Source organism: Dentiradicibacter hellwigii, from assembly GCF_041770905.1.
Taxonomy (GTDB): domain Bacteria; phylum Pseudomonadota; class Gammaproteobacteria; order Burkholderiales; family Rhodocyclaceae; genus Propionivibrio; species Propionivibrio hellwigii.
Genome location: NZ_JBEUWX010000002.1, coordinates 1,503,184 through 1,526,439, shown reverse-complemented (window position 1 = coordinate 1,526,439; position 23,256 = coordinate 1,503,184). Strand labels below are relative to the sequence as shown.

Below are 23,256 nucleotides of genomic sequence, written 5' to 3'. Positions count from 1 at the left end.
GGCAAGATGGGCGGTGCCGGATAGATGGAATGATGGAAAGATGGAATGTGGGCTGGGTGGCGATTAGTTTAACTTAAGCGCCTGTGTTAGTTAAAGTTAATCGCATTTCCTTAACTAAGCATCTTTTTTAGTTAAGGTTAATCCATTTTTCTTAACTAAGAAATGGGACAAGTTAAGGTTTGAAGGTGTAATTCCGGCGAAACCGGCTACACCGGCACGTCGGTACGGTCGACGACCCGGCGCAGGACAAAGCTCGAATGCACGCCGGTCACGCCCGGAATGCGCGTGATGCGGTTGAGCAGCAGTTCCTGAAAGGCGTCCATGTCGGGCACGATGACCTTGAGCTGGTAGTCGGCCTGCCTGCCCGGAGTGCCTTATAGGACGCGGGTTCTGGCGATGGGTGCCCGGAAATGCCCAAGGGACGCGGGTTTCCGGCATGGATGCCCGGAAACGCCCAAAAGACATGGGCTTCAGCCGAGGGAGTATGACGGCAGGCGCCAGTTCCGGCACGACGCTGGCTCGCCGGCCAGGAAGGCGGGGCCAAGAATGGGGCAGCTTGATCTGCGCAAGCGCGTGATGCGGCTGCGCCCGGCCGCCGGTTGTTCAGACCGGCGGCGATTACGGGATGGCAGAAAGTGATCGGCGCATATCGCAGGTTCAGCACTATGCGGCTGGGTGCGCATTTCCCCAGGTGCAGGATATGCTGTTCCGCGCCGGTGCACGAGGCAGGAATTTTGCCGAATCATACAAATCGTACGAAATCCTACGCCTTGCGCTGCCTGTGAGAGGGAGGACTGTGTGCGGCATCCCGTCAGAGGCGGACAGCCGTGCAAAAACTCACGTCCGCCTCGCCTGTGGCCATATCGTAGCGGTGGTAACGCTCAAAGCAGGGACGGGCGTCGTCAATCTCCAGATGCGCGGCGATGATGGCGGCAATGGCCTCTTGCCAATACTGGCGGTATTGCTCGGGCGCTGTCACGGTGCGGCGCAGGGTCGCGTAGCTACCGCCGGGCAGATGCCGTTTTTCGATGTCGCCTTGTAGCGGCACGCTGTCTGCCACCGCGTCGGGCAGGGTGATGGCAATGTCGGTGCGGCACTTTTCGGCGGGCGTGGTTTCCGGGTTGTCGAAATAGATAAACAGGCATTCGCCATCGGCCAGGCCATGCGCGCCGGCCCATTGGTACAGGCGGTTCGTGGCCGCTTCGTAGCCTTGGCCGTAAGAGCCGGTCACGCGGATGTAGGCGACGGTGCAGGGGGTAAGACGTTCGGTTTTCATGGGACGCTCCTGTTGGGTTGCAGAGGCCTCATGATGCGGATTGGCGGGGGCGCTGGCGTGTCCGCTTTTGTGCAAGAGGTGTCCGATCTTGCTGTTGTGCATAGTGCGGATGATGCTTTCCAGATCGGTGCAGGCGCGAATCTCGCTGGGCGGCACGCCAAAGTGCTGGCGAAATGCCTTGGCGAGCGCCTGCGAGGAAGAAAAACCGTATTCCAGCGCCAGCGCAGTGATGTGGGCGCTATCGTCGTAAAAAAGCTGCCGGGCCGCGGCTTCCAGCCGCAGGCGGCGCAAATAGGCCGCCGGCGTTTCGCCGGTGACTGCCTTGAAAACGCGGTGAAAGTGATGTGGCGAAAAGGCGGCCAGGCGCGCCATTTCATGCAGATCAATCGGCTCGGCGTAATGCAGCTCCAGATGGCGGATGACGGGCCGCAGGCGGTGGTGGTAGTCAGTCTTCATGGGTTGTGCACGGGGTTGTCGGTACGCGGCCGGCGCTCGATCCCTCGTGCCGTGCATACCCCGGACGCACGGCATTGGCGATGGTTACCTGTTGCGCCAGCATCGGGCGGCTGCCTGGGGACGGCGCGCGGTTTGACGGCAGCAAAAGTGGAAGCGCTCCGCATTTTATAGGCGCAATGAGCTTTTTGCTGGACAGAATGAGGACGGCTACAGAATGAGTGCGGCCATTTCCCGATCAAAAGCGTTGCCAGGGCGTGCGCGACCTCTGCATCCGGCGGCGTCATACCGGAATATCCGTGCGGTCGACGACCCGGCGCAGGACAAAGCTCGAATGCACGCCGGTCACGCCGGGAATGCGCGTGATTCGGTTGAGCAGCAGTTCCTGAAAGGCGTCCATGTCGGGCACGATGACCTTGAGCTGGTAGTCGGCTTCCTGCCCGGTGATTAGCAGGCATTCGAGCACTTCCGGCATGGCGGCGATCTCCTGGTCGAAATGCTCGAAGCGCTCGGGCGTGTGGGCGTCCATCGAGATGTGGATGAGCGCCATCAGCGTATAGCCGAGCTGTTTGGCATCGAGCCGCGTGTGATAGCCGGCGATGATGCCGGCCTCTTCAAGCGCGCGCAGGCGGCGCAGGCAGGGTGAGGGCGAGAGACCAACGCGGTCGGCGAGTTCCTGGTTGCTGATGCGCCCGTCCTGCTGGAGGTGCCGAAGCATCTGGCGGTCGATGCGGTCGATTTGCATGATTTTTTCCTGAAAGGGATATATTGGCAATATTCTGCCGAATATTTTCTTATTTGGGGTATTTTATTTCGTATTTGAGCCATTCTCAGGAAAAAATCGCAATCGTCTGCGCCGGCGCCCGGAGTATGATTCCGTTATCGAAAACTTGTCTGAACAACGACTTCCGAAAGAGCGCATCATGTTGAAAAATCCCGCCAGCAAATACACGCCGTTTCCCCCGATACCCCTCGCTGACCGCCAGTGGCCGGGCCGCACCATCGACAAGGCGCCGATCTGGATGAGTTCGGATCTGCGCGATGGCAATCAGGCGCTGTTTGAGCCGATGGACAGCGAGCGCAAGATGCGCATGTTCCGCACGCTGTGCCAGATCGGCTTCAAGGAAATCGAGATCGGTTTCCCATCCGCTTCGCAGACCGATTTCGACTTCGTGCGCATGCTGATCGAGGGAAATCATATTCCTGACGATGTCGCCATCGAAGTGCTGGCGCCGGCGCGCGAGGAGCTGATCCGCCGCACCTTCGAGTCGCTCCGGGGGGTAAAGCGCGCCATCGTTCATCTTTACAACGCCACGTCCAAACCTTTCCGCGAATTCGTCTTCCACCTGAGCAAGGCGGAAGTCGTCGATATGGCCGTCTCCGCCGTCAAGCTGGCGCGCAATCTGTGCGAGGCGCAGCCGGAAACCGAGTGGATGCTCGAATACAGCCCGGAGCATTTCACCGGCACCGAACTGGATTTTGCCCTGGAAGTCTGCGATGCCGTCAGTGCGGCGTGGGGGGCGACGCCGCAGCGCAAAATCATCCTCAATCTGCCGACGACGGTGGAAATGGCGACGCCCAATGTGTACGCCGACCAGATCGAATGGATGCACCGCCATCTGGCGCGGCGCGACAGCGTGATCCTCAGCCTGCACCCGCACAATGACCGCGGCACGGCCGTGGCGGCGGCGGAGCTGGGGCTGATGGCCGGCGCCGACCGCGTGGAAGGCTGCCTTTTCGGCAACGGCGAGCGCACCGGCAACGTCGATATTGTCGCGCTGGCGCTCAATATGTATACGCAGGGCGTCGATCCGCAACTTGATTTTTCCAATATCAACGAAGTTGCGCGCTGCTACGAACATTGCACGCAGATGCCGATCCATCCGCGCCATCCCTATGTTGGCGACCTTGTCTTCACGGCCTTTTCCGGCTCGCATCAGGACGCGATCAAGAAAGGCTTCGCCATGCAGAATGGTGCGCAGCGGTGGAATATGCCCTATCTGCCGATCGATCCGAGCGACCTTGGCCGCAGCTACGATTCCGTCATTCGCATCAACAGCCAGTCGGGCAAGGGCGGTATCGCCTACTTGCTGGAAACCGAGTACGGCATTGCCATGCCACGGCGCTTGCAGGTCGAATTTTCCGGCGAGGTGCAGCGGTATACCGACCATTACGGCGGTGAGATGGACGCGGGCGATATCTGGTCGCTTTTTGCGCGCACTTATTTGAATACCGCCGCCCCTGTGCGTTACGTCAGCCATCAGCTGTTCGACGCCGGCGTGCAGCAGGGCATCCGGCTGACCGTCGAGCACGATGGCATCGCCCAGGCCATTGATGGGCGCGGCAACGGCCCGATCGACGCCGCCGTGCAGGCGCTGGCGGCCATCGGGATCAGCCTGCAGGTGCGCAGCTACGAGGAACGCTCGATGGGCAAGGGCGGCGATGCCCGCGCCTGCGCCTTCATGGAAGTGATGGCCGGCAACGGCGAGCATGAATGCTACGGCGTCGGCCTGGATGAGAATATCGTGACCGCTTCGCTCAAAGCGCTGGTTAGCGGCGCCAATCGCCTCATCCGGTAAACCGCCGGCAAATCGGCGATCAGCCGCCGCAGTCGCTCGCGCGCAAGGCGCATGAAGCAGCCACCGATGAAATCTGAAACCTAGTTTTCCGGAGGGGTGTGCGGCGACGTTGTTGGCGTGGCCTGACGCCAGCCGAACCAGGCAGCGACGGCGGCGACGGCCTGAGCCAGAATCATGGAAATGACCGATCCGCTCCAGCCGTATGCCTCGAACGCCAGCCCGGCCACCCAGGCGCCGGTTGCGCCGCCGCCGTAATAGGCCATGTAATACAGGCCGCTGGCCAGCGAACGACCCTCGCTGACATTATGGGCAATGGCGCTGAACGCCGCGGCCTGGCAGATGAATATCGCCGAGGAACACAGCGTCAAGCCGGCGAGAACGGCGAAGAGCGAGGGCAGCAGCGCCAGGCACAGTCCGCCGGAAGACAACGCCAGAGCAATGAGGAGCGCCGCGCGGCTGCCGATGCGGGCGATGAAGCGCCCGGAAAAATGCGTGATAAACGCGCCGACCAGATAGATGGAGAAGATGTTTGCCAGCGCGGCGACCGACAGGTTGAAAGGCGGAAAGCCGAGCAATACGACCACATAGGTAAAGGTGCCGATCAGCGAGAACAGTACGCAGAAGCCAACCACGCAGGCGGTGAGCAGCGGAATGTTGTGCAGATGCCGGGCGAGGATGCGCAAGGCATTGCCAAAATCGCGGTTAGCCGTGAAATGGCGTGAAGCGGGTATTCCGCGCCATACGATCAGCGCGCCGAGCGCATCGAGCAGCGTCAGCGCAACGAAGGCGCTGCGCCAGCCGAAAAGATGCCCCAAATGGCCGGTGATAAAGCGGCCGCAGAAGCCGCCTATGACCGCGCCGCTCATAAAAACGCCGTTCAAGCGCGCAATCGCCTCCCCTTCAAACTCCTCGCCGATATAGGCCAGCAGCACGACGACGATGCCGGGAATGAATAAGCCTTGCAGAAAGCGCAGGACGATGAGCATGCGCAGGCTGTCGGCAAAAGGCACCAGCGCCGTTGGCAGGCATAGCCCGAGCAGCGAAAAGAACACGACCGATTTACGCCCCGCAGCGTCGGACAGCATGCCGATGAACGGCGACATCAGCGCCAGCGCGAAAATCGTTGCGCCCACGGTGAATCCGGCCTGCACCGGCGTGGCGCCGAAGTCGCGCATAACCATAGGCAGCACAGGCTGCATGGCGTAGATATTCAGAAAGGCGAAAAACGCGCATAGCCAAGCCACTGTACTGGACAGCCGGCGGGGATCTCCGGGCTGGGATATCGGGGGAGAGGGAGGGACAGGCGCGGGCGGTCTGGCTGACATGGGCGGGCGGATGAACGTCAGATGAACAGAGGGCGGATGAAGCAGATAGATAAACGATAAACGCCCAGCGGGCACGACTGCCGCGGTTGCGTAACTGGCCTGGCGTGGGCAGGGCACCACTCTAGCACCAACGCCCGGCGACACCAATGCCGTATCCACCATCAGCGCTCTTGTCCGAAACGGGCGGTGGATGCGGCATACGGCCTTTCTCCGTTTGGTAGCATGAGTGCCTGTCTATGGATGATGGATATGCGTGAGAGCTATGGCGGCGCCCGCACCCGCGTGCGAGGCGGCAGGAAACTACAGCGGGAGTTCTTCAGCGTGATAACAAACTTTCTTTCATTTTCCCGAGCAGGTTTAATCTTGGGTTGCCAATAAAGAACAGGACATTACTCGCAGGAGTATCGCGATTTTGGAAGAAAGTCTGCGGAATCCCACTGCCCTACTGCCTAACAAGACAGATGAAGATGCACTTTCGGATGTAATAGTAGAAACAGGCAGTAAAAAACTTCGTCATGACGAAGTTTCTGATAGCGGTAGCGATGGTGATGCGGCAAGCAAGCTTCCGTACCACAATTCCGACATCGAAAAAGAGCAGAAGCCTGCTATGTCTGACTCAATGACCTTGAAGAAACCTTTGCTTTTGGGTATTTACAATGCACGTGCTGTCATGTTGCTGCTGAATCGTAGGCCATCAAAAGACGGTTTGATATTTATCAGATACGAGGACAACGGGCAGGATGAAGAGGTTGAAATTTCCCGTGTATGTTTGAATTTGTTGACGGCAGCGAGTTGAAATATAGGAGCAAGTTATGACTAAAGAAGCCACCATGACATTTCAAGTTGAGGCAGAGCTTCAAGCCAATTTTTACAGTGCAGCCGAGGCAGATCACCGCCCGGCCGTGCAAGTATTGCGCGAGTTGATGAGTAACTATGTGCAGCAAGTGCGTAACCGCACGGCATCCATTTCGCCAGAAGAGCGCGAGCGCAGAGAAGAAGCCTTCAAGTATGCACGTGCTTCCGTCGGACTGGAAGGCTTCAAACTTAGCGAAGCTGCAGAGCAGCATGCACTCCGCTACATCAATGGCGAAATTAGCATAGAAGAGCTTGTTAAAGGCTATCGCCATGAGCGATAAGCTGACGCTGACCCCTCAAGAGAGGTATGCGTTAGAAGCTGAGCAGATGGCTTTTCGTATCATTGATCTGCGTGCTAGTCCAGTGCGTGGCGACTTCGATGCAGCACACCTAAAAGAAATTAACCGCCGTATTTTTCAATGAGTTGCTCGGCTTGGGCTTTGATGATGTTAAGCCAGGTGAATATCATCCAACCGTAGCAGCCGGCAATGATTGGACCTTTCTTTCCGCCCCGCGCACAAGGCGACAGGTGGCTGCAGCGGGAGTTCTTCAGCGTGGATAGCGAACTTTCTTTCTGCGCGCGCGGTGGGCAGGGGGTACGTCGATGTTCATTGGCTTCCCCGCGACGCGCGTGGAGCGGCAATGCTAGAATCACCGCTATCTTTTGATCGCTGTGAAACGCTCCTGCCATGTTTTCCGGAATCATCGCGGCCATAGGCCGCATTACTGCTCTGACGCCGCGTAACGACGGCGCATCAACCGTGCGTCTGACCATCGAGGCCGGCGCGCTGGATTTGGCCGATGTTGCCATCGGCGATTCGATTGCCTGTAACGGCGTTTGCCTCACCGTCGTCGAGATGAAGGATACGACCTTCAGCGTCGATGTCTCTCCGGAAACGCTTTCCTGCACCGTCGGGCTGGCCGCGCCGGGCGCCATCAATCTGGAAAAGGCGCTGCGCCTCTCTGATCGGCTGGGCGGGCATCTTGTTTCCGGCCACGTCGACGGCGTCGGTCGGGTGCTGCGCTTTGATGCGCTGGGCGACAACCGCCTACTTGTCATCCGCGCGCCGGCGGCGCTGGCGCGGTATATCGCGCGCAAAGGGTCGATTACCGTCAATGGCGTCAGCCTGACTACCAACACGGTTGAAGTGGCGGATTTTTCCATCAACCTGATTCCCCACACTCTGACGGCAACGACGCTGGGCGAACTCAAAGTGGGCGATGCCATCAATCTGGAAGTCGACCTGATCGCGCGCTACGTCGAGCGCATGCTGAATGCCGACGAAGCCGGCGAGGGCGATAATTCTCAGGAGGCGCACTGATGTCGCCCGAGCACACATCATCGGCCATCGCGCCGATCGAGGAGATCGTCACCGAACTGCGCAACGGTCGCATGGTGATCCTCGTCGATGAGGAAGACCGCGAAAACGAAGGGGATCTGCTGATTGCCGCCGAACACATTACGCCGGACGCGATCAATTTCATGGTGACGCATGCGCGCGGCCTCGTCTGTTTGACCCTGACGGCGGCGCGCGCACGCCAGCTAGGGCTGACGCCGATGGCGCGTGATAACCGCAGCCCCTTTCACACCGCCTTTACCGTTTCGATCGAAGCCGCCAAAGGCGTGACCACCGGCATTTCGGCGCACGACCGCGCGCGCACCGTGCAGGCTGCCGTGGCGCGCCATGCCCGGCCGGAAGATGTGGTGCAGCCTGGGCATGTTTTCCCGATCATCGCGCGCGAAGGCGGCGTGCTGGTGCGTGCCGGCCATACCGAGGCGGGCTGCGATCTGGCGCAGATGGCCGGCCTGGAGCCGGCGTCCGTGATCTGCGAGGTGCTGCGTGAGGACGGTACCATGGCGCGCCTGCCCGACCTGCTTGAATTCGCCGCGCGTCATGGGCTGAAAGTCGGCACGATCGCCGATCTCATAGAGTTCCGCAGCCGCCATGAGACGCTGGTCGAGCGCTGTTTCTCGAAACCGGTGCGGACGGTGTACGGCGAGTTTATCCTGCATGCCTACGCTGACCGCGCCGCCAACGACGTGCATCTGGCGCTGACTCGCGGCGAGATCGCGCCGGACAGGGAAACGCTGGTGCGTGTCCATGAACCGCTCAGCGTGCTCGATTTTCTCGATCTCGATAACAGCCGCCATACTTTTTCGCTCAACGACGCTCTGCATCTGCTGGCGCGCAGCGAATCGGGCGTGATCGTGCTGCTGCGCAGCCCGGAAAGCGGCGCGGATATCCTGAAGGCGCAGGCGACGCCGCGCGAAACGCATGCGACGCGCTGGGACCCGCACATTTTCGGCATCGGCGCGCAGATTCTGCGCGATCTCGGCGTGCGCAAAATGCGCCTGCTGGGCAGCCCCCGCCGCATCCCGAGCATGGCTGGGTTTGGCCTGGAGGTCACCGGCTACATCACGCGGCCTGGCGAGGCGGATGCATTGCCGCCATCGTCGGCGTCGGCCGCTTAAGGCCGGTTGCAACCGACTGTTTTGATCTGTTTTTGAAGGACGCACCATGCCCCGATTCGACATTTTTGAGTATCCGAACGATCTGACCGGCGGCGGCGTGCGCGTCGGCATTGTCATGAGCCGCTTCAATCCGGAGATCGGCGAGGCGCTGCGCTCCGCCTGCATCGAAGAATTGCGGCGGCTGGGGCTATCCGATGCGGATATCGAAATTGCCACCGTGCCGGGCGCGCTGGAAATTCCGCTGGCCCTGCAAAGCATGGCGCAGAGCCGCCGCTACGACGCGCTGATCGCGCTGGGCGCGGTGCTGCGCGGTGAAACCTACCATTTCGAGGTCGTTTCCAACGATTCCTCACGCGGCCTCATGGAAGTGCAGCTCGATACCGGCATCCCAGTCGCCAACGGCATTTTGACCTGCGAAACTGACGCGCAGGCGCAGGCGCGCACGCGCGAAAAAGGGACCGACTGCGCTCGCGCCGCCGTCGAGATGGCCCATCTGCTGCGCGCCATCAACGAAAGACCGGCATGAACGGCACGCGTGACACGAATGGCATGAATGACATGCACGACATGCATACGCCCGGCCGCATAACGGAAGGGCAGACGATGCCGGACACACAGGACGCGCAGGATGCGCAGGCGGCGCCTCACGGCCAAACGCCGCCCGGCGCGATGAAAAATCGCCCGAACCGCCCATCCAGCCCATCTGCCCCGTCTGGCCGCGCCGCCGCACGCTCGCCGCGCCGCCGCGCCCGCGAGTTCGCCATGCAGGGCCTGTACCAGTGGCGTCTGTCCGGAAACGACGAAGCGGCCATCGAAGCGCATCTGCGCGACAGCGAAGGTTTTGGCCGGGCCGACCGCGAATTCTTTTCCGCACTGCTGCATGGCGTGCTTGCCCAGGAAAACCAGTTGCAGGCGCAATTGCAGGAATTTCTCGACCGCCCCTTTGCCGAACTCTCGCCCGTCGAGGCCAGCATTCTGCTGGCGGGCGCTTACGAACTGGGCAACAACCCGGAAACGCCGTACCGCGTCATCATCAACGAAGCCATCGAGCTGACCAAAGGCTTTGGCGGCGCGGACGGCCACAAATACGTCAACGGCGTGCTCGACCGGCTGGCCGCCAAACTGCGCCCGGCCGAGGTAAATGCCCGCCGCGCTGCCGGCAAGACCGGCGGGAAGGTATCCGGAAAAGCATCCGGGAAAGCGTCGGAAAAAGCGCCCGATCAGCCAGGGACGGCCGAGCGTGTCGAGAACGCCGAGAGCGCCAAAACGGCGGCCGATACGGAGAACGACGCAGTCAACCGCCAGCCCTGACCCCACGGCGTGGCGGTGCGTAAAAGATCGCCTGCCCGCCGGTGATCCCCATCTAACGCACACGGCGCATCTAGCGCACCCAGCACATCCGTGCGCGGAAAAACTACTAGGCTGGGCAACGACCTTACCCCGCTCACCCGCCGTATCGAAGCCCCGCTGAAGCCCGCGTATTTAGGGCGTTTGCGGGCAGGCGCCTCTGAAAGGCTTATGGATAAAGGGTTTGCGGGCATGGGTCTCTGAAACCCTTGTGGATAAAGGGATTTCGGGTGAGTGTCTCTGGAGTCCTCATGGATAGTGGTTTTTTGGGTAGGTGTCGCTGAAGACCGCATGAGTACTGGACTTGCAGGCAGGCATCTCTGGGAGGCTTATGAATAGCGGACTTACGGGCGAGGATGCTGCGTTACCCTATCCATGCGTCTTGCCGGGCAGCCTCGGCGGAGAGTCCCTAAATACGCCGGCTTCCGGGCATTGCCTTTCCCGTTTTTCCCATTGCCAGCGGGCTGCCGCATTGCCGGCGCGGCTTCGTCCTTCCGCCAATCCGCCGGTCATTCGCGTCTAATGCACGCAACTGAACGCGCCCAGCGCACCCAGAGTATCGAGCACACCACGCACACCCAGCACATCCGCGCACGGAAAAACCGCTAGGCTGGGCAACGACCTTACCCCGCGCACCCGCCGTATCGAATGCCCCGCTGAAGCCCGCGTATTTAGGGCGTTTGCGGGCAGGTGCCTCTGGAAGGCTTATGGATAAAGGGTTTGCGGGTAGGCATCTCTGGGAGCCTTATGGATACTGGGCTTGAGGGTTGGTATCTCTGAAATCCTTATAAATGCTGGGTTTTCGAGTAGGGGGCGCTGCGTCGCCCTATCCACGCGCCTTACCGGGCAGCCTTGGCGGAGAAGCCCTAAATACGCGGGCTTCCGGGCATTGCTTTCCCCGTTTTTTTCCATTGCCGACGGGCTGCCGCGCCGTAGCCGAATCGTATAACATCGCGCCATGACCTCTGAAAAACGCTCCGAATTTGCCCTGATCGACCGTTATTTTGCCCGCCCGACGCCGCAGACCGCACTCGGCCCCGGTGACGATTGCGCCCTGATCGCGCCCGCACCGGGCATGGAACTGGCGATCACGACCGATATGCTGGTTTCCGGCACGCATTTTTTGCCGGAGACCGACCCGCGTCAGCTGGGCTGGAAAACGCTGGCGGTCAATCTTTCCGACCTCGCCGCCATGGGCGCGCGACCGCGCTGGATCCTGCTCGCCGGCAGCCTGCCGCAGGCCGATGAGGCCTGGCTGGCGGCGTTTGCCGAGGGACTTTTTGCCTGCGCCGGGCGTTATGGCGTCGACCTCATCGGCGGCGACACGACGCGCGGGCCGCTCAATTTCTGCGTCACGGCCATTGGCGAAACCCCCGCCGGCATGGCTTTGCGGCGCGACGGCGCGCAAGCCGGCGACGACCTGTGGGTGTCCGGGCAGCCGGGGCTGGCGGCGCTGGGGTTGGCGCATCTGCAAGGCCGCACGGCGTTGCCCGCCGCGCTGGCGAAGCGTTGCGTCGACGCCTTGCAGCAGCCGCTGCCGCGCGTCGAGCTGGGGCTGGCCTTGCGTCAGGACGCTCTGGCGCACGCCGCGATCGACGTTTCCGACGGTCTGCTGGCGGATGTCGGCCATATCGCCGAGCGTTCGCGCTGCTGCATCGACGTGTGGATGGCGCACCTGCCGTGCCTGCCGGCGGGGGCCGACCCGGTGCTGGCGCGTGATTGCCAGCTCGCCGGCGGCGACGATTACGAACTGGCTTTTACGGTCGCGCCCGATCGGCGTGCCGCGCTCGCTGCGCTTGCCGCGCGGCTCGACCTGCCGCTCTGGCGGATCGGGCAGGTAAGCGCGGCCGTTCAGGGAGGCGCAGTTGGGCGGGACGATGTGCCCGGCGCGGTGAATCTTATCGATGCCGACGGCCAGCGCGTTACGCCGCAACGCCGGGGTTTCGATCATTTTGAGTCAGCTTGAAGTTTGAAAAGGCAAAATGTGCGGAAAATTTGTGATAAGCCGGTAATTTAAGAAGTTTGAATGTACGAATTGTCCGAATCAATCAACCTTTATTTATTATTTGACTGAAATGTTGCGTGTAATAAGTATGTTGTTATTGGTGCTGGGGATAATAATAATTGGCGTCGGAATCGCACTAAGTCTTAGCGATATGGATATGGCGGTCATTGTTATTATCTTGGGTGTGGTGATAATTATATGCGCAAATATTCTAGATAAAAAATATTTGAAGGAGAAAGAAAGAAGATATTTCCAAAAAATGGTCAAAGAAATACAAAACCTGAGGGAAATAGGTTCCCGGCCTGCTGAAAAAGTATTAAAAACCGACTCTGAGCTAGAGTTCGGCATGCTTTTGTTTAGTCTATTTTTTATCGTGATGGGCCCCATTCTGATACGCAATGAAATGGCATCAGACCCGGTAGATTGGAAAGCTATATTAGTAAGTAGTTGCGTGCTGGCTATAGCGGTTTTGTATCTCTCTAATATTATTCCTTATTTGGGAAAGCCTGCGTGTGAGCTGAGCCAGGATGGCTTTTTTACACCTCGATACGGTTTTATTCCCTGGCATCAGGTTTTTGGCATTTATCTTTTGCTCCAAGAAAATATATTTGACTCGCGTCATTACACTTTATTTTTTCATGTTAAAAATAGCGAGTCTATACTGAAAAAACATAGCTGGTTATGGAGAATACTTGTTTATTTAAGTCTGGTACGCACCAGGGCTAAATATTTTAATATTAGTATTGCATTACATAGTAAATGCGAAACGCCGGAAACAATTGAAATGGCGGCCAAATCACTTTGGGACAAGGCTACGGGGCGCCAGTATGATTGGAAACCATGGCTTTCCGATGCGTACAATGATGCGGTAAGACGTATTTCAGAAAATAGCGTCAATATAGAGGATGGGCAAGAGAATGAATTACTGCCCGATCAGGCGCAACAATTAAAGCAGCACAAAAGAGATCTCAAGATAATTAAAAATGAACTTCGTCGTAGTGCATCCCAGTTAAAGTGGATGATTAAAATATCAATATTTGGAATGTTGATGGCGCTATTATGGATGTTTCTGGAGCAGTTTTTTCTATAAACGTGGGATTCATTCCCTCTGTTTCCAATATTGCTAAAGTGCATTGATATGTCCGGCATCGATATCTTGCCCCGTAAAGCGCTGTCCTTGCGTTTTCTGTTCTCGCATCCGGCGCATTTTGTCGCCTGCGGTTTTGGCAGCGGCCTGTCGCCGCTGGCGCCGGGGACGGCCGGGACGCTGCTGGCCTGGGTCTTGTTTCTGCCGTTGCGGGCGTGGCTGGGCGATGCACAGTTGGCGGGCCTTTTGGCCGTGTGCTTTGCCCTCGGCGTGCCGGCCGTGCAGAAAACAGGCGCCGATCTGGGCGCGGTTGATCACGGGAGCATCGTCTGGGATGAGATCGTGCCGTTCTGGCTGGTGCTGCTCTGCTGCCCGCCGGGCTGGGCGTGGCAGGGGGCGGCGTTTTTGCTGTTTCGCTTTTTCGATATTGTTAAGCCGCAACCGGCCCGGTATTTCGATACGCAGGTGAAGAATGCTTTTGGCGTCATGGCCGACGATCTGTTCGCCGCCTGTTATGCGATTCTGGTGCTGGCCATCGTGCAATTTTTCGGAGTTTGAGGAGGGAAAACATGACGGATGCCGACCCTATGCCTGCTTCTGCGCCTATTTCCGCGCCCACTCAGGCGGCGCTTGAAGCGCTGGCTGCGCGTGTGGGCGAGATGCTGGGCACACGCGGGCAGCGGCTGGCGACAGCGGAATCGTGTACCGGCGGCTGGGTGGCGCAATGCCTGACGGCGATTGCCGGCAGTTCCGTCTGGTTCGAGCGCGGTTTCGTCACTTATTCCAACGCGGCCAAGCAGGAAATGCTCGGCGTCGCTGCGGAAACGCTGGCCCTGCACGGGGCGGTCAGCGAAGCCACGGCGGCAGCTATGGCTACCGGTGCGCTGGCGCACAGCTGCGCTGATTTTGCGCTGGCAATTACCGGCGTGGCCGGGCCGAGCGGCGGTTCGGCGGAAAAGCCGGTCGGTCTGGTCTGTTTTGCCTGGGCGGCGCGGAGCGGTGCATTGCGCGTCAGCACGCGCCGTTTTTCTGGAACGCGCGCCCAGGTGCGGGCGCAGGCGGTGGCCTATGCCTTGAGCGGCCTGCTGGCGGAACCTGAAGATAGTGCGGTCGGCGTCATGAGCGCATAAGCAGTGCGCATAAACAGCGCGCATGATTGGTTTTTACGGGTAAAAGCTGTATATAATTACAGTGATCCGGTATATAAAGATCGCGTATTCCGCACATGTGCCTGTCCGGCATCGTGCGATAATCCGGCCGTATTTGTTTCGCCTGGTTGCCGGGCAATTCGGGCGACGGACGGCATCATTCAGATAGACGAAAAGGACGAAGGAACGAAAAGGATGAAGAGGACACGCCATGGACGATAACAAGGCAAAGGCGCTAGCCGCGGCGCTGGCCCAGATCGAAAGGCAGTTCGGCAAAGGCTCGATCATGAAAATGGGCGAGGGCAGCGTCGAAAAGGATTTGCAGGTGGTTTCGACCGGCTCGCTCGGTCTTGACATTGCGCTGGGTGTCGGCGGCCTGCCGCGCGGGCGGGTCATCGAGATTTACGGTCCGGAATCTTCCGGCAAGACAACGCTGACGCTTCAGGTCATCGCCGAGATGCAGAAACTCGGCGGGACGGCGGCTTTCATCGACGCCGAGCATGCGCTCGATCCGGTGTATGCGCAGAAGCTGGGCGTCAAGCTCGACGATCTGCTCATCTCGCAGCCGGATACCGGAGAGCAGGCGCTCGAAATCGCCGATATGCTGGTGCGTTCGGGCAGTGTCGACGTCGTGGTCATCGACTCGGTGGCGGCGCTGGTGCCCAAAGCGGAAATTGAGGGGGATATGGGGGATTCGCTGCCGGGCCTGCACGCCCGTCTGATGAGTCAGGCCTTGCGCAAGCTGACGGCGAACATTAATCGCACCAATACGCTGGTTATCTTCATCAACCAGATTCGCATGAAGATCGGCGTCATGTTCGGCAACCCGGAAACGACGACCGGCGGCAATGCGCTCAAGTTCTATGCCTCGGTGCGCCTGGATATCCGCCGCATCGGCGCCATCAAGAAGGGCGATGAGGTGATTGGCAACGAAACCCGCGTCAAAGTAGTTAAAAACAAGGTTTCTCCGCCTTTCCGCGAAGCGATTTTCGACATTCTGTACGGTGAAGGCATTTCGCGCGAAGGCGAGATCATCGAGCTGGGCGTAACCCACAAGCTGATCGACAAATCCGGCTCCTGGTACGCCTACAACGGCGACAAGATCGGCCAGGGCAAAGACAACGTGCGCGAATATCTGCGCGTCAATCCGCAGGTGGCGGGTGAAATCGAGGCGAAGATCCGCGCTGCCGTCAATGTGCCGTTGCCGCAGGCGGATGAGGCCTAGGCAAGGCACAGCAGCGGGCCAGATGCCGATGTGGCGGGAAAAAGCGCGCCAGGAAGGTAAAGCCCGCCGGTTCGGGCACAAGGCTGCATACGGCGCCGAAGAGGGAATCGGCGATGACGGAAGCGGCGTCGAAAGGCCGCCGGAAGATGCGGCAAGGCGCCTTGACCGCGCGCGCAATACGGCGAATTCCGGCATCAGCCTGCGCGCGCGGGCGCTGGGCATGTTGGCCCGCCGTGAACATTCCCGCGCCGAGTTGGCGCGTAAACTGGCCGCATACGCCGAGTCGGACGAGGTGCTGGCTGCGCTACTCGACGATCTGGAAGCGCGTCGCCTGCTTTCCGACGCGCGTTATGTGGAAGCGCGCCTGAATGCGCGTGGTGCGCGTTATGGCAATCGGCGTCTGTCGCAGGAACTGCGCGCCCGTGGCGTCGACGCCGCGCTGGTCGAGACGGCACTGGCTGCCTGTGGGGATGAAGTCGCGCGGGCGCGCCAGGTGTGGCAGCGCCGGTTTGGTGCGCAGCCGCCAGCGCTGGATGTCGCCGGACGGGCGAAGCAGGTGCGCTTTCTGATGCGCCGGGGATTTTCCGGCGAAACCATCCGCCGCGCCCTGGGCGCGGATTTTGATGAAGAATAAAGCATGAACGAAGCCGAAAACAGCCACGTTGACAGCAATGCCGACGGCGATCCTGTCGAGAATCCGATCCGCGTGCAAAGTACGCTGGCGACGCAGGATTTACGCAAGCATTACAAAAAACGCCAGGTCGTACAGGGCGTTTCGCTTGAGGTGTGCAGCGGCGAGGTCGTCGGGCTGCTGGGGCCAAACGGCGCGGGTAAAACCACCTGCTTTTATATGGTGGTCGGGCTGGTCGCCTGCGATAGCGGCGAGGTGCTCATCGACGGCCAACGGATCACGCACCTGCCGATTCATTGCCGCGCCCATATGGGGATTTCCTATCTGCCGCAGGAAGCCTCGGTGTTCCGCAAGCTGAGCGTGACCGAGAATATCCGCGCCGTTCTGGAGCTGCAAGGGCACTCGGCGGCGGAAGTCGAACGCCGCACCAGTGATCTGATCGAAGATCTGCACATTGGCCATATCCGCAACAGCCCGGCGGCAGCGCTGTCCGGCGGCGAGCGGCGGCGTGTCGAGATCGCACGCGCTTTGGCGACGCAGCCGCGCTTTATCCTGCTCGACGAACCATTCGCCGGAATTGATCCGATCGCCGTGCTCGACATCCAGAAAATCATCCGTTTTCTCAAAGAGCGCAACATCGGTGTGCTGATTACCGACCATAACGTGCGCGAGACGCTCGGCATTTGCGATCACGCGTATATTCTCAATGACGGCATGGTATTGGCGGCCGGTCGGCCCGATGAAATCATTTATAATGAAGACGTCCGTAAGGTGTATCTCGGCGAGAACTTCCGCCTCTAAATCGCCGCGCGGTTTACCGATGGCCAGTCCGGCCTGATCCGGCCATCGCGCGGTCCCATCGTCCGGGCGGGCGATACGCTACCGATCATTTTATGAAACCGTCCCTACAGCTCAAGCTTTCACAGCATTTGGCACTGACGCCTCAGTTGCAGCAGTCGATTCGCCTGCTGCAACTCTCTACGCTGGAACTGGAGCAGGAGCTGGAAAAATTCCTTCAGGAAAATCCGCTGCTGGAGCGTGTGGAAAACGAATACGCTACGCTGTCCAACGCCCATGTACAGGGCGATGACATGCATGTAAACGGGGGGATTCCGGATGGGGCGGGCGATACGCACGATGTTCCGGAGTCCGCCGACGGGGAAAGGGAGGACAGCCTGCCGGCTTCCCTTGCCGATGATGGCGAAAGCTGGTTTGCCGACGCCGATGAACCGCATTTTTCGGGGCCGCCCAGCTCGCCCGATGACGATGACGGCGATTACCAGGACATTCAGGCCGCCCGGATTTCGCTGCGCGAACATCTCACGCAGCAGGTCGGCTTGCTGAAACTGTCCGAACGCGATCGTGTGTTGCTGCAATGCCTGGTCGATGCCGTCGATGAAGGCGGGTATCTGACCATGTCGCTGGAGGATGTGGCCGAGGCCTTGCCTGCCGAGCTGGAAATCGAGCCGGAAGAATTGCAGATTGCGCTTCGGCGGCTTCAACACCTCGAGCCGGCGGGCGTTGGTGCGCGCAATGTCAGCGAATGCCTGGCGCTGCAACTGGCGCTGCAGCCGGCTGGGGCAACGCGCGATCTGGCGCTGGCTATCGTGCGTGACCATCTCGATCTGCTGGCCAGCCGCGACTTCGCCAGGCTGAAAAAACTTCTTGCCTGCGACGATGACGCCTTGCGCGAGGCGCAATCACTGATCCGCAGCCTCGATCCGCGTCCTGGCGCGCCTTACGATACGGCCGATACGCGCTATATCACGCCCGACGTGGTGGTGCGCAAGGTGCGTGGACAATGGACGGCGAGCATCAATGCCGACGCCTATCCGCGACTGCGCATCAACAGCCTGTATGCGCAGATTCTCTCCGGCCAGCGCGGTTCCGGGCTGGCCGGACAGCTACAGGAAGCGCGCTGGCTGATCAAGAATGTCGAACAACGTTTCAACACCATTCTGCGTGTGGCGCAGACGATCGTTGAGCGCCAACGGCAGTTTTTCGACCATGGCGAGATCGCCATGCGGCCGATGGTGCTGCGTGAGGTCGCCGACCTCCTCGGTTTGCATGAATCGACGGTATCGCGGGTGACGACGCAGAAATACATGGCGACGCCGCGCGGCATCTTTGAACTGAAGTATTTTTTCGGCAGCCATGTGGCGACCGATGCGGGCGGCGCCTGTTCGGCCACGTCTATCCGGGCGCTGATCAAGCAGCTGGTCGCTGCCGAAGACGTGAAAAAACCGCTCTCCGACAGCCAGCTTGTCGACTTGCTCGGCGAGCAGGGGGTTGTCGTGGCGCGGCGAACTGTGGCGAAATACCGGGAAGCTTTGGGTATTCCGCCCGTCAAGCTGAGAAAGGCGCTTTAGGTACGCGTGGGCGTACCGGACAGGCGCCGGTTGGATTGCTGAATTGGGGAGTGGTTTCAATGCGCCTTGCAGGATGCGGTCCAGCCCGCAAGGCATGAGGGCGGCCGGTAGCGGCCGGTAACACGAAAAGAAAGGAGTCACGCATGAACCTGAAAATCAGTGGACGTCATGTCGAAGTTACACCGGCGATTCATGATTATGCGCTGGAAAAAATCGGACGCGTCGTCCGCCATTTCGACCATGTGATCGATGCCAATGTGACCCTGTCGGTGGAAAAACTAAAGCAGCGTGCCGAGGTGACTGTCCGTATGCCGGGCAAGGATGTGCATGTCGAGGCGGATGAAGCCGATCTGTACGCCGCCATCGATGCGCTGGCCGATAAGCTGGACCGCCAGATCCAGCGCTACAAAGAAAAACTCCAGAATCATCGCAGCCAGAAGGCAGACGTAAACTGAGCGCGCCGCCCGGGCGCCGCACCGGTAACGGTGCGCAGCGCCTGGCACCCCGACGCTGGTAAGGTCAGATTTTTTATTGTCTTTTTATTGCAGTCAGCCAATTCCCATGAAGCCTCTTTCCCGCCTGCTGCCTCCAGAGAATATCCTGCTTGATTTTCAGGCAACCAGTAAAAAGCGGGTGTTCGAGCACATCGGCCTGCTCTTTGAAAACAATCAGGGCATTGGGCAGCGCGTCGTCTTTGACAGCCTGCTGGCCCGCGAACGGCTCGGTTCGACCGGTCTGGGGCAGGGCATCGCCATTCCGCACGGGCGCATCGAGGGACTCAGGGCGCCACAGGGCGCCTTCATCCGCCTGGCCTCGCCGGTGCCTTTTGAATCGCCGGACGGTCTGCCGGTTTCCATGCTTTTCGCCCTGCTCGTGCCTGAGCAGGCGGCGGAACAGCATTTGCAGATTCTGGCGGAACTGGCCGGGCTGTTTTCTGATCGCGCGCGCCGCGAAGCCTTGCAGGCGGCGGCATCTATCGATGAGGTGCGCGCCGTTTTTGCCTGTCGGGAGGCGCCGGCATGAGCGCGGCCCGTTCGCTCAGCATTGCCAGAATCTACCGCGAACATGCCGAAAAACTTGGCCTGCGCTGGATCGTCGCGCAGGATATCGACCGTGAAGTCGAACTGGCCGATCACGAAGTCTTCGGCCCTGACGTTGTCGGTCACTTCAACCTCATCTACAGCCATCGCATTCAGGTGATCGGTAACGCCGAGTGTCGCTGGATCGCCCGGGTGGGCGAGGCGGACTGGCGGCGTCAGGTGGAGATGATGATGGCCGCCCGGCCGCCGGCAATCATCGTCGCTGACGACTATCCGCCGTCCGAAATGCTCACGACGCTGTGCGAACGCCATAGCACGCCCCTGTTTGTGACGCCGAAGCCCTGCTCGATGGTCATCGACGCGCTGCACCTCTATCTGGCGCGCGAATTTGCCGACACCGTGTCGATGCACGGCGTATTCATGGATGTTTACGGCATCGGCGTACTGATTACCGGCGATGCCGGCATCGGCAAAAGCGAACTGGCGCTGGAACTCATCTCGCGCGGTCACGGCCTGGTGGCCGACGATATTGTCGACCTGTCGCATACCGCGCCGAATACGCTGGAAGGGCGCTGCCCGCCGATGCTGCGTGACTACCTTGAAGTGCGCGGCCTGGGGATGCTCAACATCCGGACGATCTTCGGCGAAGCGGCCGCACGCCGCAAAAAGCGGCTCCGGCTGATCGTACACCTGCAACGGCAGGTCGCGGTCGCGGAACTCCCGCGTCTGCCGCTGGAAGCGCAGTCGCAGGAAATTCTGGGCGTATCGGTCAGGAAAGTGACCTTTCACGTTGCGCCGGGGCGCAACCTTGCAGTGTTGCTCGAAGCGGCCGTGCTCAACCATATTCTCCAGTTGCGCGGCATCGACAGCATGGGCGAATTCATCAGCCGCCAGCAGCAGGCGCTGCGCGACGGGCAGGACGGCCGATAAAAGGTCGATCAGATTTTCCGGCGCCTTCTTTCCCTACTCTGCCGGAAAGCGACGAGTGTTCGGAGATCGGCGGAAAAAAGTACATTGGGTGAATTTTGCGATGCGCTGGGGACGAGCCGCCGAAAAGCAGTCGCCCGAAATTTCATGAGGATGTTGTTTCCCGAGTGGCGATGTGCATTCGCGCATTCATCGAATATTTCTTTTGTCCGAAATGCCGCCATTGCTGGCCATTTCCGGCAGCAGCGCCAAAGTTTATTGGGCGCGCCGTTCTTTCCCAATCAGGGCAAGACAGCGCGCCGCAGCTGATGCGTATTCCCGCGTTGAAACAGTGCCGCTAATGCCTCTCAAAAATACCCGATGATGCCGATCCTGAGCGATCCGGCTGCCCGGAACCCCGCGTGGATTGGGCATTTCCAGCCTGCTGCTCTGTAACCCGCGTGGATTGGGCGTTTCCGGCCGGCTATCCCGCAAGATGCATAAATGAGGGCGATTGGGGCGCGGCCATGCACCCGCCTGGAATGTGGGCGGCGGCACTGTCGTGATGCTATGACCCCGCGCGGCTGACTTGAAACGCAATCTGCGGGATGGCAGGGTCCTTCGTCGAACCGGCAAGGCCGATGAGGCCCGCTTCGCGCAGGACGATTTCCTGACGATGCAGATAAATTTCCGGTGCGTTGCCGATTCTGACGAAGGTGCCGTTTGTGCTTTGGTCGAGCAGGATGAAGCGTCCGCTTTCTTCGTGAATCCAGGCGTGCAGGCGCGAGATGTTGGCGCCGGTAATGCAAAGATGACAGCTTCGGTTGCGGCCGATGGTGAAGGTTTGCTGGTTGCCGTCGAGCACAATGCGCGTGTCGGCGTGGGTGAGGTAGAGGCGGGCAGGGCCGGCCGGCTGCGTGTCGTGTATGGCGGGAACCGGCGTCTGCGCGCGCGGCGGTTGCGCCGCCGGAACGAGCGAGGCATGGCCATAGGCCGCGGGCGCGGCCATTTCGGTAGCGTCGGTGTCGCGGACGGCCAGGTATCGGTAGAAACGGTGGCCGGCCGGCAGGCGATGCGCCGGCGCGTCAACTTCCGGCTGGAAATGGCGCTGCAAATCGGGCGAAAGCGCCTTGAGCGTGTCCGTATCGATATGCATGCGTCCGGCGACCTCGCCTGTCATCAGGGCGTCGATGATGGGCGAGAGCTTTTCCATCAGAAGACTGCCGGTTTGTATGCTGACGTATTCGCGCTCCTGGAGGCAGATGATCGGGATGCCCGGCGCGGCGCGGCCGCTTTCGGCCGCCAGCAGGGCGGCGGTTTTTTCGCGGATAACGAGCGCCGCCCGGCAGGCGGTGTTGGCCGAGCTGAAGGCGGCAATGATCGGCGCTGATTGCGGGCTAGGCGTGTGTCCGCCAAAAATTTCGATGCAGCGCAGGGTCAGTCTGCGGCAATGTGCGATAACGGCCTGCATGGCGCTGTCCGTTGGACAATCGCCGTGGTCGATGCCGATCAGCAGCAGTGAGTTTGCGGCGTTCCCGTGCGTGTTCATGGTTTGGGGCTTTCTATGGGGCGGAGCCTGCCGGCAGCGGCATCAGCGGAAGAAAATCGCGGGGCAGCGTGGCGACCGCCGGCGCAAAGGGATCTTCGTCGAGCGCTGCCCCGTCGCCAGCAGCTGGTGGCTTGCCGACCCGCAGCCCTTTGAAGTCGAAGCGCGCCGTATCCGCCAGGTGGGAGAGAACAATATTTTGCATGGCGGTAAATACCGACTCGGTTCGGCCGGGGTAACGCCGGTCCCATTCGGCCATCATTTCGCGGACTTTCTGACGTTGCAGATTGTCCTGCGAGCCGCACAGGTTGCAGGGAATAATCGGGAAAGCCATCCCGCGCGCGTAGCGGGCGATGTCGCGCTCGTTACAGTAGGCGAGTGGGCGGATGACGATGTGCGCACCGTCGTCGGTCAGCAGTTTGGGCGGCATGCCCTTGAGCTTACCGCCGAACAGCAGGTTGAGGAACAGCGTATGCACCATATCATCGCGATGGTGGCCGAGCGCGATCTTGTTGGCGCCCAGTTCCTTGGCGATGCGGTAGATCACGCCGCGGCGCAGGCGGGAGCAGAGCGAGCAGGTGGTTTTGCCCTCCGGAATCTTCTCCTTGACGATCGAGTAGGTGTCCTGTTCGATGATGTGGTATTCGATGCCGAGTCCGGCCAGATACTTTGGCAATACGTCGGCCGGAAAGCCGGGCTGTTTCTGGTCGAGATTCATCGCGATCAGGCGAAAGTCGATGGGCGCGCGCTTGTGCAGCGCCATCAGCAGCGCAAGCAGGGTGTGCGAATCCTTGCCGCCGGAGAGGCAAACCAGCACCGTATCGCCCTGTTCGATCATGTTGTAATCGGCAATCGCCTTGCCGGTCTGTCGTTCCAGGGTTTTGGACAGCCGCTTCAGGGTGTTTGAATGTTCCACATAACCTCGACAACTGAAATGGGCGGATGAAATGGGTGCAATGGCCATATAACACACAGGGTACACATGGCGCAC

Annotated in this window: 26 protein-coding genes and 1 pseudogene; 20 read left to right on the top strand and 7 right to left on the bottom strand. The window is 60.1% G+C overall.

All coding sequences use genetic code 11. From position 1 onward, the window contains the following. Positions 1–206: 206 nt before the first annotated feature. The 3 genes and pseudogenes from ABCS64_RS09295 to ABCS64_RS09285 all read right to left on the bottom strand — a co-directional run. A pseudogene (locus tag ABCS64_RS09295) lies at positions 207–365 on the bottom strand (Lrp/AsnC ligand binding domain-containing protein); the annotation flags it as partial. A 446-nt stretch (positions 366–811) separates the two neighbouring features. Continuing rightward, on the bottom strand, positions 812–1,732 hold the full coding sequence (locus ABCS64_RS09290) for an AraC family transcriptional regulator (RefSeq protein ID WP_418891565.1): 921 nt from the start codon (positions 1,730–1,732) through the stop codon (positions 812–814). A 280-nt stretch (positions 1,733–2,012) separates the two neighbouring features. After that, positions 2,013–2,474, bottom strand: a complete 462-nt coding sequence (locus tag ABCS64_RS09285; RefSeq protein WP_418891564.1) for an Lrp/AsnC family transcriptional regulator — start codon at positions 2,472–2,474, stop codon at positions 2,013–2,015. Between the two features lie 178 nt (positions 2,475–2,652). On the opposite strand from ABCS64_RS09285, the gene leuA reads away from it, so the two are divergent. Continuing rightward, the gene (gene leuA / locus ABCS64_RS09280) at positions 2,653–4,308 is read left to right on the top strand and encodes a 2-isopropylmalate synthase (protein WP_418891563.1); all 1,656 of its coding nucleotides are present in this window, start codon (positions 2,653–2,655) and stop codon (positions 4,306–4,308) included. A gap of 80 nt (positions 4,309–4,388) precedes the next feature. Here leuA and ABCS64_RS09275 read toward each other — a convergent pair whose 3' ends face one another. After that, entirely contained in the window at positions 4,389–5,633 is a 1,245-nt protein-coding gene (locus ABCS64_RS09275; protein ID WP_418891562.1) for an MFS transporter, read from the bottom strand. A gap of 412 nt (positions 5,634–6,045) precedes the next feature. Here ABCS64_RS09275 and ABCS64_RS09270 point away from each other — a divergent pair, with 412 nt between their 5' ends. Genes ABCS64_RS09270 through ABCS64_RS09260 form a run of 3 tightly spaced genes read left to right on the top strand, consistent with a single transcriptional unit; the run spans position 6,046 to position 6,911 of the window. Next, entirely contained in the window at positions 6,046–6,429 is a 384-nt protein-coding gene (locus ABCS64_RS09270) for a transcriptional repressor KorB C-terminal beta-barrel domain-containing protein (RefSeq protein ID WP_418891561.1), read from the top strand. 16 nt (positions 6,430–6,445) lie between these two features. Continuing rightward, positions 6,446–6,769 (top strand): antitoxin VbhA family protein, encoded by a 324-nt coding sequence (locus ABCS64_RS09265; RefSeq protein ID WP_418891560.1) that lies wholly within the window; start codon positions 6,446–6,448, stop codon positions 6,767–6,769. Beyond that, on the top strand, positions 6,759–6,911 hold the full coding sequence (locus ABCS64_RS09260; protein WP_418891559.1) for a hypothetical protein: 153 nt from the start codon (positions 6,759–6,761) through the stop codon (positions 6,909–6,911). The genes ABCS64_RS09265 and ABCS64_RS09260 overlap by 11 nt, the downstream gene beginning before the upstream one ends. Here ABCS64_RS09260 and ABCS64_RS09255 read toward each other — a convergent pair. Then, positions 6,889–7,203, bottom strand: a complete 315-nt coding sequence (locus ABCS64_RS09255) for a hypothetical protein (protein WP_418891558.1) — start codon at positions 7,201–7,203, stop codon at positions 6,889–6,891. The genes ABCS64_RS09260 and ABCS64_RS09255 overlap by 23 nt on opposite strands. On the opposite strand from ABCS64_RS09255, the gene ABCS64_RS09250 reads away from it, so the two are divergent. From ABCS64_RS09250 to hprK, 16 genes are all read left to right on the top strand, one after another. Continuing rightward, positions 7,178–7,810: a riboflavin synthase gene (locus ABCS64_RS09250; RefSeq protein WP_418891557.1), complete on the top strand. Its 633-nt coding sequence runs from the start codon at positions 7,178–7,180 to the stop codon at positions 7,808–7,810. The genes ABCS64_RS09255 and ABCS64_RS09250 overlap by 26 nt on opposite strands. Further along, positions 7,810–8,961 (top strand): bifunctional 3,4-dihydroxy-2-butanone-4-phosphate synthase/GTP cyclohydrolase II, encoded by a 1,152-nt coding sequence (ribBA, locus tag ABCS64_RS09245; RefSeq protein ID WP_418891556.1) that lies wholly within the window; start codon positions 7,810–7,812, stop codon positions 8,959–8,961. The genes ABCS64_RS09250 and ribBA overlap by 1 nt, the downstream gene beginning before the upstream one ends. Positions 8,962–9,007: 46 nt before the next feature. Further along, positions 9,008–9,487 carry a 6,7-dimethyl-8-ribityllumazine synthase gene (gene ribH / locus ABCS64_RS09240; protein WP_418891555.1) on the top strand — a complete coding sequence of 160 codons (480 nt, stop codon included), beginning with the start codon at positions 9,008–9,010 and terminating at the stop codon, positions 9,485–9,487. Next, positions 9,484–10,272 carry a transcription antitermination factor NusB gene (gene nusB / locus ABCS64_RS09235; RefSeq protein WP_418891554.1) on the top strand — a complete coding sequence of 263 codons (789 nt, stop codon included), beginning with the start codon at positions 9,484–9,486 and terminating at the stop codon, positions 10,270–10,272. The genes ribH and nusB overlap by 4 nt, the downstream gene beginning before the upstream one ends. Positions 10,273–10,639: 367 nt before the next feature. Continuing rightward, positions 10,640–10,831 (top strand): hypothetical protein, encoded by a 192-nt coding sequence (locus ABCS64_RS09230; protein WP_418891553.1) that lies wholly within the window; start codon positions 10,640–10,642, stop codon positions 10,829–10,831. Between the two features lie 435 nt (positions 10,832–11,266). Then, a complete protein-coding gene (gene thiL / locus ABCS64_RS09225) occupies positions 11,267–12,274 on the top strand; it encodes a thiamine-phosphate kinase (protein ID WP_418891552.1) in 1,008 nt (335 codons plus the stop codon). Positions 12,275–12,470: 196 nt separating this feature from the next. Further along, positions 12,471–13,403, top strand: coding sequence for a hypothetical protein (locus tag ABCS64_RS09220; protein ID WP_418891551.1), 933 nt, complete (start codon positions 12,471–12,473; stop codon positions 13,401–13,403). A 48-nt stretch (positions 13,404–13,451) separates the two neighbouring features. Beyond that, positions 13,452–13,958, top strand: coding sequence for a phosphatidylglycerophosphatase A family protein (locus tag ABCS64_RS09215; RefSeq protein WP_418891550.1), 507 nt, complete (start codon positions 13,452–13,454; stop codon positions 13,956–13,958). Positions 13,959–13,969: 11 nt separating this feature from the next. After that, on the top strand, positions 13,970–14,530 hold the full coding sequence (locus ABCS64_RS09210) for a CinA family protein (RefSeq protein ID WP_418891549.1): 561 nt from the start codon (positions 13,970–13,972) through the stop codon (positions 14,528–14,530). Between the two features lie 229 nt (positions 14,531–14,759). Next, positions 14,760–15,773 carry a recombinase RecA gene (recA, locus tag ABCS64_RS09205; RefSeq protein WP_418891548.1) on the top strand — a complete coding sequence of 338 codons (1,014 nt, stop codon included), beginning with the start codon at positions 14,760–14,762 and terminating at the stop codon, positions 15,771–15,773. 22 nt (positions 15,774–15,795) lie between these two features. Beyond that, a complete protein-coding gene (gene recX / locus ABCS64_RS09200; protein ID WP_418891547.1) occupies positions 15,796–16,407 on the top strand; it encodes a recombination regulator RecX in 612 nt (203 codons plus the stop codon). Positions 16,408–16,410: 3 nt separating this feature from the next. Then, a complete protein-coding gene (lptB, locus tag ABCS64_RS09195) occupies positions 16,411–17,205 on the top strand; it encodes an LPS export ABC transporter ATP-binding protein (RefSeq protein WP_418891546.1) in 795 nt (264 codons plus the stop codon). Between the two features lie 92 nt (positions 17,206–17,297). Then, positions 17,298–18,773: an RNA polymerase factor sigma-54 gene (locus tag ABCS64_RS09190; protein WP_418891545.1), complete on the top strand. Its 1,476-nt coding sequence runs from the start codon at positions 17,298–17,300 to the stop codon at positions 18,771–18,773. 143 nt (positions 18,774–18,916) lie between these two features. Further along, the gene (gene hpf / locus ABCS64_RS09185; protein ID WP_418891544.1) at positions 18,917–19,228 is read left to right on the top strand and encodes a ribosome hibernation-promoting factor, HPF/YfiA family; all 312 of its coding nucleotides are present in this window, start codon (positions 18,917–18,919) and stop codon (positions 19,226–19,228) included. A gap of 106 nt (positions 19,229–19,334) precedes the next feature. Beyond that, entirely contained in the window at positions 19,335–19,796 is a 462-nt protein-coding gene (ptsN, locus tag ABCS64_RS09180) for a PTS IIA-like nitrogen regulatory protein PtsN (protein ID WP_418891543.1), read from the top strand. Further along, the gene (hprK, locus tag ABCS64_RS09175) at positions 19,793–20,743 is read left to right on the top strand and encodes an HPr(Ser) kinase/phosphatase (protein WP_418891542.1); all 951 of its coding nucleotides are present in this window, start codon (positions 19,793–19,795) and stop codon (positions 20,741–20,743) included. Before ptsN ends, hprK begins: the two co-directional genes overlap by 4 nt. A gap of 544 nt (positions 20,744–21,287) precedes the next feature. On the opposite strand, the gene ABCS64_RS09170 is transcribed toward hprK, so the two are convergent. Continuing rightward, positions 21,288–22,268: an FHA domain-containing protein gene (locus tag ABCS64_RS09170; protein WP_418891541.1), complete on the bottom strand. Its 981-nt coding sequence runs from the start codon at positions 22,266–22,268 to the stop codon at positions 21,288–21,290. Between the two features lie 13 nt (positions 22,269–22,281). Next, entirely contained in the window at positions 22,282–23,229 is a 948-nt protein-coding gene (gene ttcA / locus ABCS64_RS09165; protein WP_418891540.1) for a tRNA 2-thiocytidine(32) synthetase TtcA, read from the bottom strand. Positions 23,230–23,256: the final 27 nt, after the last annotated feature.